The sequence below is a fragment of the Sphingobium sp. TB-6 genome, assembly GCF_012927365.1.
Lineage (GTDB): Bacteria > Pseudomonadota > Alphaproteobacteria > Sphingomonadales > Sphingomonadaceae > Sphingobium.
Genome location: NZ_JABBGL010000002.1, coordinates 386,640 through 398,799, shown reverse-complemented (window position 1 = coordinate 398,799; position 12,160 = coordinate 386,640). Strand labels below are relative to the sequence as shown.

Genomic DNA, 12,160 nt, shown 5'->3' with positions numbered 1-12,160 from the left:
CGATTTGCCTTGTCGGCGCGGGGATGTATAGCCCCGCTCGCCATGCAGCGAAACAGCAAATCCGCAGCGGCGCGTGCGAAGCGCGGCCCCATCGTCCTGGTGGGCATGATGGGCGTCGGCAAATCGACCGTCGGGCGGCGGCTGGCGGCGCGGCTTGGCGTCGGCTTCGTCGATGCGGACGAGGAGATCGAAAAGGCCGCCGGCATGACGATCACCGAAATGTTCGAACGCTATGGCGAGGCTTATTTCCGCGACGGCGAGCGGCGGGTGATCGCCCGGCTGATGGACGGCGCGCCCAAGGTGATCGCGACCGGCGGCGGCGCCTTCATGCAGGAAGAGACGCGGACGCTGATCCTGGAGCATGCGCTGGCGATCTGGCTCAATGCCGATATCGATACGCTGGTCGATCGGGTGTCGCGCCGCGAGGGACGGCCGCTGCTGAAGGGCAAGGATCCGCGCGCGGTGCTGACCGAACTCGCCGCCATCCGCAATCCGGTTTACGCGCTCTGCCCCATTCATGTGAAAAGCGCCGCCGCGCCGCATGATGTGGCGGTCGACAGCATCATGGAGCAGCTTTCCCAATGGCAATAGTCCGCGTCGCGCTCGATGCGCGCAGTTACGATATCGTGATCGAACAGGGCGCGCTGGACCAGGCGGGCTCGCATCTGGCGGGCTATGCGCGGAAAGGCAGGCTGGTGGTCGTCACCGACGCGCATGTCGCCAAGGCGCAATTGCCCCGGCTGGAGGCCAGCCTGCGCGCCGCCCATGTCGCGGTAGAGCCGATCATCCTGCCGCCGGGCGAGCAGACCAAGAGCTGGCGTCATCTGGAGGAATTGCTCGACGCGCTGCTGGCGCTGGAGATCGAGCGCGGCGACCATGTGGTGGCGCTGGGCGGCGGCGTGATCGGCGATCTGGTGGGCTTTGCCGCCTCGATCCTGAAGCGCGGCTGCCATTTCATCCAGGTGCCGACGACGCTGCTGGCGCAGGTCGACAGTTCGGTCGGCGGCAAGACCGCGATCAATGCGCGGGCAGGCAAGAATCTGATCGGCAGCTTCTACCAGCCTGCGCTGGTTCTGATCGATCCGTCGACGCTGGATACGCTGCCGGTGCGCGAAACGCGGGCGGGCTACGCCGAGGTCGTGAAATATGGCCTGATCGACGACCCCGACTTCTTCGCCTGGTGCGAGACGGAGGGAGATAAGCTGCTCGCCGGTAATGCCGAGGCGCGCGAATATGCGATCGAGCGCAGCGTCGCCGCCAAGGCGAAGATCGTGGGCGAGGATGAGCGGGAAACCTCCGGGCGCCGGGCGTTGCTGAATCTGGGGCATACTTTCGGCCATGCGCTGGAGGCGGATACCGGCTTTTCCGAAACCCTGCTTCATGGCGAGGGAGTCGCTGCGGGGATGGCGCTGGCCTTCCGCTATTCGGCGCGGCTCGGGCTGTGCACGACCGAAGATGCGGAACGGGTGACGGCGCATCTGAAAGCCGTGGGTTTGCCTTATCATCTCGCCAGCGCGCATGTCACGGCGGACGGCGCGGCGCTGGTCGCGCATATGCTGCACGACAAGAAGATGGCGGCGGGCACCCTGCCATTCCTGCTGGCGCGGGGAATCGGCAAGACCTTCCTGTCGAAGGATGTGGCGCTTGATGATGTCGCCGCATTCATGGACGAGGATCGGGCGGCGGCTTAACGCCAAGGCGGGAATATCTGCCAAGGGCGGATGCGGACGTTACCCCCTGTCCCACTGGGAGAGGAAGGGTCTGCAATTGGCCAAAAACCGAACAATCGCGATCATCGTACGATCCAACACAAAAGGGCGCCGCCAACTGGCCGCGCCCTCCTGCATCTCGCTGATCCGACCTTAAGCCCCTGCAGGCGAAGGGTCGCCAAAAGGCCCCTTGCGACGCCGGGTCTTCGGGATGGAAGACCCCGCCGCCGGGATCACCGAAGGCTTGATCGTCGTGCCGTCGTCGCGGGTGATCTCACCCTTGTCGAGCAGCGTCTTGATCTCCTCGCCGCTCAGCGTCTCATATTCCAGCATCGCGTTGGCGAGCAGGTGCAACTGGTCCTCATGGCCCGTCAACACTTCCTGCGCCCTTGCATAGCCCTGTTCGACCAGCCCGCGAATTTCCTTGTCGATCAGCTTCGCCGTCTCGTCCGACATATGGACGCGCTGGCTCTGCGAATAGCCCAGGAAGGTCTCGCCCTGCTGCTCCTCATATTGCAGCGGCCCCAGCTTGTCCGACATGCCCCATTGCGTGACCATGTCGCGCGCCAGCTTGGTGGCGTACTGGATGTCGCCCGAAGCGCCCGACGACACCTTGTCATAGCCGAAGATGATCTCCTCGGCCACGCGGCCACCCATGGCGACGGCCATGTTCGCGTGCATCTTGTCGCGATGATAGCTATAGCTGTCCCGCTCCGGCAGACGCATCACCATGCCCAGGGCACGACCGCGCGGGATGATCGTCGCCTTGTGAATCGGATCGGACGCCGGTTCATGGACCGCGACGATGGCATGGCCCGCCTCATGATAGGCGGTCATCTTCTTCTCGTCGTCGGTCATGACCATGGAGCGGCGCTCGCTGCCCATCATGACCTTGTCCTTGGCCGCCTCGAACTCGTCCATGGCGACCAGACGCTTGCCCCGACGGGCAGCCATCAGCGCCGCCTCATTGACGAGGTTCGCCAGATCGGCACCCGAGAAACCGGGCGTACCCCGCGCAATGGTGCGCGGATTGACGTCCGGCGCCAACGGCACCTTCTTCATGTGGACGGCCAGAATCTTCTCGCGACCCTCGATATCCGGGCGCGGCACCACGACCTGACGGTCGAAACGGCCCGGACGCAGCAAAGCGGGGTCCAGCACGTCGGGGCGGTTTGTCGCCGCGACGATGATGATGCCCTCATTCGCCTCAAAGCCGTCCATCTCGACCAGAAGCTGGTTCAGCGTCTGCTCGCGCTCGTCATTGCCGTTGCCCAACCCCGCGCCGCGATGGCGGCCCACGGCGTCGATTTCGTCGATGAAAACGATGCAGGGCGCATTCTTCTTCGCCTGCTCGAACATGTCACGGACACGAGAGGCGCCGACACCGACGAACATCTCGACGAAGTCCGAACCCGAAATGGTAAAGAAAGGCACGCCCGCCTCACCCGCAATGGCGCGGGCCAGCAGCGTCTTGCCGGTACCAGGCGAGCCGACCAGCAATGCGCCCTTGGGAATCTTGCCGCCCAGCCGCGCGAATTTGGTCGGATCCTTCAGAAATTCGACGATTTCCTGCAATTCCTCGCGGGCCTCATCGATGCCCGCGACGTCATCAAAGGTCACCTTCCCATGCTTTTCGGTCAGCAGCTTGGCCTTCGACTTGCCAAAGCCCATGGCGCCGCCCGCGCCGCCACCCTTCTGCATCTGGCGCAGCACGAAGAAAGCGATGCCCAGGATCAGCAGGAACGGCAACGACTGGTAGATCAGGATCATCCAGAAGCTCGGCTGCTCCTCCGCCTGGCCGGAATATTTGACATTATAGTCGTCCAGCAGGCCCGTGAGGCCCGGATCGTTCACCGGAACGGTGCTGAACTTCTGTCCACTCGACAGCGTGCCGGTGATCCGGTCGGTGGCGACCGCAACGTCCTTGACCTGCCCTTCCTGCACCTTGGCGCGGAATTCCGAATAGGCGATGCCCGTCCCGGCGCTGGAGGCCGTGCGGCTGTCGAACATCGAGACGAAGAGCAGCAGGGCGACAATCACCCCTGCCCAAATCATCGCGCTCTTGATCCAGGGGTTACCCTGCGGGTCCTTCTCGTCGTTCATTCAGCACTCTCTTTCACCCGGCAAGATAGGGTGCCGCAGCAAAATCGCAAGCAGAGCCGCATGCGCAGCCGCCGTTCAGCCGCCGACAAATTGCGACAGGGCGATATAGGCCAGGATCACCGCGACCCCCGCCGACAGACCACAAAGCATATAGCCCGTATAAAGCAGCATCGGCGGATGGGGTCTTTCCATCCTGTGATTGCGCTGCGCCGCCGAAAGAATGACACTGGCCAGCAGGCCATAGGTCACTGCCGCAAATTCAAACATGAATCGAAAATTCCCACGCTCAACTCAGCTTCATTAACCAGCATAGGCGTTAAGGAAAGGTCATTGCGCGCCCTCAAATCGACGGATTGTGGGAGTCCCGCGCCAGACCGTGGAACCTTTCCGTAACGATCCGTCACTGCCACCGGCGCTGCGGCGCGACTTTCAGGGTCCAGCGGTCCCCGCCCTTCAAAATGAGTCGGCCGATGCTCATCTTCTCGCCCCGGCGCGCCGCCGCGATCAACCTGTCGATCGCCTCCCCACGCGGCGGCACCGCGTCCGGCTGCAACCGCTCCACCATCCGCAGGAGCAACCGGCGCAGCAGTTCACGCGGCAAGTCCGTCCGGTCCAGCGCCAGCCCATCCCCGTCCGGCAGGACATGGCGCGCCTCAAGGCCGTCGACCATCCACTCCAGCGCTTCCTCCGCCTCCGCCAGCGCCGCCGCGCTGCGCCCCGCCGCGGCCACGTCGATCCAGTCCACCCCGCTCAGCGCCGACCGCAAGGCAACCCTATCGAAGCGCTGATCGCTGTTCGAGGGATCATCGACATGCGGCAGGGTGCGCTCCAGCGCATAGGCAAGCAGGTCCGCCTTGCGCACCCCCAGCAAGGGCCGGAGCACCGCCCCCTGCCGCGCCCGCACGCCCGCCAATCCGCCGACGCCAGCGCCACGGTTGAGCCGCATCAGCAGCGTTTCCAACTGGTCGTCGGCATGATGCGCCGTCAGCAGCCAGTCCAGCCCGCGCTCGACCCGCCACCGTTCCAGCAACGCATAGCGCTGCGCCCGCGCCCAGCTTTGCACATTGCCCCGGACCGCGCCGTCCGGATGCAGTGTCGCATGCGCAATCCCGGCCTGGCCGCACCAGTCCGCCACCATGGCGGCCTCGGCGGCAGAAGCGTCGCGCAAGCCATGATCGACGGTCGCCGCCTCGACCCGACCCGGAAAGGCCCGCGCCGCCAGGTCGAGCAAAGCCATGCTGTCCGGCCCGCCGGAAACCGCTACGCCGAAGCGGGCGCCGCCGAAATCCTCCACCAGCGCGCCGACCGCACGGCTCAGTTCCGCTACAAGATCGCCCTCAGCCATGCGGGCTTCAGGCGGTGCACTTGGCCCTGGTCCGGCCCTGGTCCATCATGCCGCGCAGGCCGTTCGACAAGCTCCCCCCATAGACCTGCTCCAGCTCCGCATAGACTTTGCAGGCATCGGCGGGCTTCTTGAGCTGGATCAGCGCTTCGCCCAGATAGGCCAAGCTGTCGGCCGCACGGTCGCCCTTGGGCCGCTTCTGGTAATTTTCATAGAAAGCGACCGAGGCCAGCGCTGGCTTGCCATCGTCCAGATAGGCGCGGCCCAGCAGGTTCGCGGCCTTGCTGGCGACCGGACTACTGCCATATTTGTCGACGGTCGCCTTGAGCTGCGCCTGCGCCTCGGGATAGAATTTCGCGCCCCACAGGCGGAAACCATAGGTATAGGCGTCATCCGCCTCATTGCCCGTCGACGGCCGCTCGATCGCGGCGACGGCGGCCTTGCGCTCCTCGCTCGCGCCATTGGCGGCGGGGCGGGGCGCGGCAGGCCGGGCGGGCGCCGGCGCGACGGATGCCGAGGGACCAATGGCGGGCGGCGGCACCACGGCGGGCGCGGCCTGTTCCGCCTTGTAGCGGTTGAAGGCCTCTTCCAGCTGCTTCAATTTGAAGCTGTTTTCCTCGACTTGCCCGGTGATGGAGGCAAGCTGCGATTCCAGTGCATTGACCCGCGCCGTCAGGTCAGCAACCGGCGTCAAGGATGGCGACCCCGGCATCACCGCAGGCGCGGCCGGGCGGGTGATCTCCGCCTCCAGCGGCGCGCCGGCGGGAAACACCTTGCGCTGCACCGCGCGCATTTCCTTTTCCAGCCGGTCGACCCGCACATCGACGCTGACATTCTGGGCCGCGACCGGCGGCGCGAGCGCGATCAGCGCCAGTGCTGCCGTCGCGAAAAAAGCGTTACGCATGATGATCCCCGACTTGAAATTCGGTCTTAACCATAGGGCGATAATCCGCCCGGTAAAGCGCGACTTTGCGCCAAATTCCGCTGAATCGCCCCTGAACGGATCAATCGGCTGCGGCGGGTGCTGGAGCTGGGGCGGCAGGCGCAGGCGTAACCGGCCCACTGGAAACCGGGACAGTGGAAATCGGCGCGGTGGCAGCCGGGGCTGGAGCGGTCCCCACCTGCCCTGCGCCCGCCGCCGCAGCAGGGGCCGCGCGGGCCAGCAGCGCCTCGGCATTGACCGGCACGTCGGCAATTGTGCGATCCGGCGGCCCCAGCGGCGCGATCTGCTTGCCCCCGACCGTCACGGTCAACGCCTGCGGCCGCCCGGTCAGGATCATCGGATTGCGGGCATTGGCGGGAAGAGTGAAGTTTTCCCCCTTCTTCATCAGCCCGTCCTTCAGCCGCTCGCCCGCCTCATCATAGATGCGCAGCCATACATCGTCATTGGCAGTGAACACGACCGTCTGCGCCACCGGCGCGGCAGGACGCGCGCCCGCCGCCGGTTTCGCCGTGACGGGAGCTGGCGCCGCCTGCTGCGCGGCAATCTGTTCCCCCGTCGGCGGGGTCATCACCTGCGTACGCCACACGGCAAAGCCCGCCACCAGGATCACGACGATGGCCGCCGCCGTCCAGGCCAAAGCGCGCGAGGGCACACGTGCCGGATCGGCCGGTTCGAACGCTTCATAACGGTTACTGCCCAGTTCGGAATTATGCACGGCATTGCGCACATCCGCGGCGATCGCCACCTCGTCCACATCGATGGCGCGGGCATAGGCGCGGGCAAAGCCCACCGCATAGGGAATGCCGGGCAGGGCGGCATAATCGTCACGCTCGATCGCCTCCAACTGCCGTTGGGCGATGCGCGTACGGGTGGCGACATCCTGTATCGACAGCCCCTGCGCCTCCCGCGCGGCACGCAAACGCGCCCCCGGAGTGTTGGGCTGCTGTTCCGACGCCGCGACGCCGGGTTCCTGTTCAGCTTCTTCTGCCATGCTGCTCCGTGACTTTTGAAGGCCGGCCTTGTCTCATTGCGGGACAGGGATTGTCAACGCCGCGTCGGACCGATCGGGCCGGATACGCCGCCGCAATCCCATTGGGTCTGCACCTTAATTCAATTCAATAGCATGTTCGCTGGCCCAGTCGACCAGGGCCGAACGAATATCCGTAACGCCCTTGTCCAGCAGGTCGCGCATGACTTTGCACAGTTCCGCCGCGTCGAGCGTCCGGATCATCGCCTTGACCGGCCCGACCGAGGCGGGGGTGATCGACAGGCGCCGTACGCCCAGGCCGATCAGCGCCATCGCCTCCAGCGTGCGCCCGCCCATTTCGCCGCAAACGCCGACCGGCACCTCATAGGCCTCGCAGGCGCGCACCACGCGGTCGAGGAAGCGCAATATGGCGATGCTGAGCCAGTCATAGCGCTCCGCCAGGCGCGGATGCGCGCGGTCGGCAGCGAACAGGAACTGCGTCAGGTCGTTGGTGCCGATGGAGAGGAAATCCAGCTTGGGCAGCAGCAAATCCAACACCTCGGCCAGAGCCGGCACCTCCAGCATCGCGCCATAGCGGATCGCGACCGGCAGTTTCTTCTTCTGCGCCACCAGCCATTCGCGCTGATGCTCGACCAACGCCCGTGCCTGATCATATTCCCAGGGTTCGGACACCATCGGGAACATCACGTACAATATCTTGCCCGCCGCGGCCTCCAGCAGGGCGCGGGCCTGCGCCTTCATCAGCCCGTCCCGGTCCAGCGCCAGCCGCAAGGCGCGCCAGCCCATGGCGGGATTGTCCTCCAACTCCTCGTCATCGTCGCGCTGCATATAGGGCAGCGCCTTGTCGCCGCCGATGTCGACCGTACGGAAGATCACGGGCCTGTCCCCCGCCGCGTCCAGCACATCGCGATAGAGCCGCTGCTGCTTTTCCCGCTGCGGCAGGGTCGCGGACACGAGGAACTGGAACTCGGTACGGAACAGGCCGATGCCGTCCGCGCCGACAATGTCCAGCGCCTGCGCATCCTCCCGCAGCCCCGCATTGACCATCAGCTCGATCCGCTGCCCGTCGGTGGTGACGGACGGAAGGTCGCGCATCGCGACGAATTCGGCCCGGCGCTTTTGCGTCACATGCAGCTTGTTCTCGAACGCCTCTTCCATGTCGGGCGTCGGACGGATCAGCAGATTGTTGTCGGCCACATCCATCAGGATCAGGTCGCCTTCATTCAGCAGGTGACGAACATCCCGCACGCGCCCCAGCACCGGCACGCCCATGGCCCGCGCGACGATGGTGACATGGGCGGTCAGCGACCCTTCCTCCAGGATCACGCCCTTCAGCCGCCGCCGGTCATATTCCAGCAGTTCCGCCGGCCCCAGATTGCGCGCGATGAGGATGGCGTCCTGCCGCAGACCGAGTTGCGCCGCCGTCCCCAACTGCCCCGACACGATGCGCAGCAGCCGGTTCGCCATATCCTCCAGATCGTGCATCCGGTCCTGGAGCAGCGGGTCGTCGATCTGCCGCATGCGCATGCGGGTGCGCTGCTGCACGCGCTCGATCGCCGCCTCGGCGGTCAGGCCGCTGTCGATCGCCTCGTTGATCCGCCGCGCCCAGCCTTCATCATAGGCGAACATCTTGTAGGTTTCGAGCACCTCCTGATGCTCACCCTCCGTGCCGAACTCGGCCGTGCCGGTCATCCGGTCGATCTGTTCGCGCATCTTGGTGAAAGCGGAAATGACGCGCTGGCGTTCGGCTTCCGTATCCTCCGCGACGGTATGTTCGATATGCACGCGCGGCTGGTGGAACACCGCATGACCCCGCGCCATGCCCATCACCAGTTGCAGCCCATGCAGGATCGACGTGCCCGTATCCTGCACCCGCGAATCCGCCGGGCCGTCATCGGCCAGTTCGGCATTGGCGATCAGTTCGGACAACACCATCGCCACGGTCTGGAGCGCCTCGATCTCCACCTCTTCATAACGGCGCGGCTCGACATGCTGGACGCAAAGCACGCCGATCGCCCGCTCCCGCCGCACGATCGGCACGCCCGCGAAGCTGTGGAACAGTTCCTCCCCCGTTTCCGGGCGATAGCTGTAGTCGGGATGCGATGCCGCTTCGTCCAGGTTGAGCGTCTCGACATTGGTGGCGATCATGCCGACCAGGCCTTCGCCCATCGCCATGCGGGTGACGTGGACGGCTTCCTGCTTCAATCCCCGCGTCGCGAACAGCTCCAGCACCCCTTCGCGCACCAGATAGATGGAGCAGACCTCGCTCGACAGCGACTTCCCGATGATCTCGACCACCTTGTTGAGCTTCGCCTGCGCACTGGTGCGCGCGGCCATGACTTCCTGCAGGCGGATGAGGATCTGGCGGGCGGCGGCGGCGGGCGTGCTGGGCATGTGCCAAGCGCTAACAGATCGCGCGTCCGCTTTCCAAGGCGAATATGTGCGGCTTCGGCGGATTTTCCGCCTTATGCATGGCGGAAATGGACCGCGATTTCGTTTACAGCCGTAAAATCCCAAAAGTCAGCGAGTCAGGGAGACGAGCATATGGCAGAAATCGACAATAAGGCGTTCGAACAGGATCTGATCGACCGGGGCTATTCACGCCGCCAGATGGGCAAGGTCGCGGCCTTGCTGGGTGCGGGCGCCGCCGCCCTGCGCGTCACCGGCGCCATGGCGCAGCAAGCCGCCAAGCCGGTCGAGGGCGCCGTCCGCATCGGCGCCAATGAATGCTGGACCGGCCCTTTCCCGGTCGCCGCGCAAGCCGCGTTCAATCTGGTGCAGGAGGGCAATCGCTACGAACCCAATGACGAACATGCCAAGCTGTTCGCCGCAGTCGCCGCCGTCGAAGGCATCCCGGCGGACCGCATCACCGCCTGGCCCGGCTCCAGCGACCCGCTGAGCCGCGTCGCCGTCGCCTATGCCTCGCCCACGCGGGGCATCGTCACCGGCAACCCCGCCTATGAAGCGATCTGGCGCACGGGCGACTGGCTGGGCGCGAAGGTGACGAAGGTGCCGCTCACCAAGGATTATGCCCATGACGTGAAGGCGATGCTGGCGGCCGATCCCAAGGCGGGCGTCTATTATATCTGCTCGCCCAACAACCCGACCGGCACCATGACGCCGCTGGCCGATATCCAGTGGCTGGCCGACAACAAGCCCAAGGACGCGATCCTGGTCGTCGATGAAGCCTATATCCACTGGTTTGACGGCCCGAACGCGGCGAAGATGGCCGCGACCCGCGATGATGTCCTCATCCTGCGCACCTTCTCCAAATTGTTCGGCATGGCGGGCATGCGGCTGGGCCTCACCTTCTCCAGCCCCGCGATCATGGAAAAGATGATGCGCTATGACGGGGGACAGGTGACGGCGATGCTGCCGATGACCGCCGTCGCCTGCGGCACGGTGTCGGTGGCCCAGGCCGATCTGATCAAGCAACGCCGCGCCGAAATGGTCGCCGCCCGCGAAATGGCCATCACCCATCTCAAGAAGAAGGGGATCAAGGTCATTCCCGGCAGCCAGGCCAATATGTTCATGGTCGATTGGGGCAAGCCCGCCAAGGACATGCAGGCCGCGATCCTGGCCGAAAAGGTGCAGATCGGGCGCAACTGGCCGATCTGGCCCAATGTGTCCCGCGTGTCGGTCGGCTCCGCGGAAGAAATGAAGGCCTTCTGCGATGCCATCGACAAGGTCTGGAAGGCCTGATCGGTTAGCTTTTTGCCGCATTCCGCGAGCCGTCGCTGTCCAGGCGACTTCTGAACGCTCGGTAACGCATAAAATTTCAAGAATCCGGGGCGGCGCATTGTGGAAATGCGCCGCCCTTTTCGTTTCTCCCCGTGGAATATGCGCAGTTGTGGAACAACAAGGGGAACAGACGACATGACCATGATGTTGGAAAAACACGCCCGCGAAGACCTGATCGAACGGGGCTATTCCCGCCGCACGATCGGCAAGATTTCCGCCCTGATGGCGGCTGGGGCAGCAGCCGGCAACCTGCTGATCCAGCCTGCCTTCGCGCAGCAGCAGGCCGCTCGCGGCATCAAGGGCGCGGTCCGCATCGGCTCCAACGAATGCTGGACCGGCCCCTTCGAACCGGGCGTCCAGGCCGCCGCCAAGGCCGCTGCGGTCGGCAACTGGTACGACCCGGACAATTACAAGGGCGACCTGATCGCCACCGTCGCCAAGGTGGAGGGCATTCCGGAATCGCACGTCATGCTCTGGCCGGGTTCGGGCGGTCCGCTGGTCAGCACGGTCGCGGCTTTCTGCTCGCCCACCAAGGGTCTCGTCACCGCCGATCCGACCTTCGAATCCGCATGGCGCACAGCCGATTATCTGAAGGCGCCCATTGCCAAGGCGCCGCAGGCCATCGGCAAGGGCCATGACGTCAAGGCGATGCTGGCCGCCAACCCCAATGCGGGCCTCTACTATATCTGCTCGCCCAATAATCCGACCGGCACCGTGACGCCGCTGGCCGACATCGAATGGCTGCTCGCCAACAAACCCACAGATTCGATCCTGCTGGTCGACGAAGCCTATATCCACTTCTCCGAAGCGCAGAGCGCGGCGAAGCTGGTGGCGGGCCGCAAGGATCTGATCGTCATGCGGACCTTCTCGAAGCTGTTCGGCATGGCGGGCGTGCGCCTGGGGCTTACCTTCGCGGACCCGGAAATCCAGAAGCGCATCGGCCTGTTCGGACCCACGGCGGGCGGCCTGTCGATCACGGCCATGGCCTGCGGCAATGCGGTCTATCCCGAAGCCGGGCTCATCAAGGCCCGCCGCGCAGAGATGATCGCAAACCGTGAAGAAACCATTGCCTGGCTCACCAAGAAGGGGATCGAAGTGCACCCCGGCAGCCAGGCCAATATGTTCATGGTGAACTGGAAGACCAAGACCGCCAAGGAGATTCAGACCGCCCTCCTGGCCACGCCGGAAAAGGTGCAGATCGGCCGCGCCTGGCCGATCTGGCCCACCGTCTCACGCGTCACCGTCGGGTCGGCGGACGACATGGCCAAGTTCTGCGCCGCCGTGGAGAAGGTTTACAAGGCCTGATCGGCCCGCTGCGCTAAACAGGAAAGGGC

10 protein-coding genes are annotated in these 12,160 nt (G+C 65.1%); 4 read left to right on the top strand and 6 right to left on the bottom strand.

What is annotated here, in order from left to right; genetic code table 11:
- The first annotated feature begins 42 nt into the window (after positions 1-42).
- Both HHL26_RS05125 and aroB read left to right on the top strand, forming a co-directional pair.
- A complete protein-coding gene (locus HHL26_RS05125) occupies positions 43-591 on the top strand; it encodes a shikimate kinase (protein ID WP_066555401.1) in 549 nt (182 codons plus the stop codon).
- Positions 582-1,691, top strand: a complete 1,110-nt coding sequence (aroB, locus tag HHL26_RS05120) for a 3-dehydroquinate synthase (protein ID WP_066555400.1) — start codon at positions 582-584, stop codon at positions 1,689-1,691. Before HHL26_RS05125 ends, aroB begins: the two co-directional genes overlap by 10 nt.
- 171 nt (positions 1,692-1,862) lie before the next feature.
- Here aroB and ftsH read toward each other — a convergent pair whose 3' ends face one another.
- The 6 genes from ftsH to ptsP all read right to left on the bottom strand — a co-directional run bounded on the left by ftsH (position 1,863) and on the right by ptsP (position 9,479).
- Positions 1,863-3,812, bottom strand: coding sequence for an ATP-dependent zinc metalloprotease FtsH (gene ftsH / locus HHL26_RS05115; protein WP_066555399.1), 1,950 nt, complete (start codon positions 3,810-3,812; stop codon positions 1,863-1,865).
- Between the two features lie 75 nt (positions 3,813-3,887).
- Complete coding sequence (locus HHL26_RS05110; RefSeq protein ID WP_066555398.1) at positions 3,888-4,079, bottom strand: hypothetical protein; 192 nt, start codon at positions 4,077-4,079, stop codon at positions 3,888-3,890.
- 133 nt (positions 4,080-4,212) lie between these two features.
- On the bottom strand, positions 4,213-5,157 hold the full coding sequence (gene tilS, locus HHL26_RS05105; protein ID WP_066555396.1) for a tRNA lysidine(34) synthetase TilS: 945 nt from the start codon (positions 5,155-5,157) through the stop codon (positions 4,213-4,215).
- Positions 5,158-5,164: 7 nt separating this feature from the next.
- Positions 5,165-6,058, bottom strand: a complete 894-nt coding sequence (locus tag HHL26_RS05100) for a tetratricopeptide repeat protein (RefSeq protein WP_066561455.1) — start codon at positions 6,056-6,058, stop codon at positions 5,165-5,167.
- A 100-nt stretch (positions 6,059-6,158) separates the two neighbouring features.
- Positions 6,159-7,088, bottom strand: coding sequence for a helix-turn-helix domain-containing protein (locus HHL26_RS05095; protein ID WP_066555394.1), 930 nt, complete (start codon positions 7,086-7,088; stop codon positions 6,159-6,161).
- 114 nt (positions 7,089-7,202) lie between these two features.
- Entirely contained in the window at positions 7,203-9,479 is a 2,277-nt protein-coding gene (ptsP, locus tag HHL26_RS05090; protein WP_066555391.1) for a phosphoenolpyruvate--protein phosphotransferase, read from the bottom strand.
- 150 nt (positions 9,480-9,629) lie between these two features.
- Here ptsP and HHL26_RS05085 point away from each other — a divergent pair, with 150 nt between their 5' ends.
- On the top strand, positions 9,630-10,787 hold the full coding sequence (locus HHL26_RS05085; RefSeq protein ID WP_066555389.1) for a pyridoxal phosphate-dependent aminotransferase: 1,158 nt from the start codon (positions 9,630-9,632) through the stop codon (positions 10,785-10,787).
- Between the two features lie 174 nt (positions 10,788-10,961).
- Positions 10,962-12,131: a pyridoxal phosphate-dependent aminotransferase gene (locus HHL26_RS05080; protein WP_066555385.1), complete on the top strand. Its 1,170-nt coding sequence runs from the start codon at positions 10,962-10,964 to the stop codon at positions 12,129-12,131.
- The last annotated feature ends 29 nt before the right edge of the window (positions 12,132-12,160 follow it).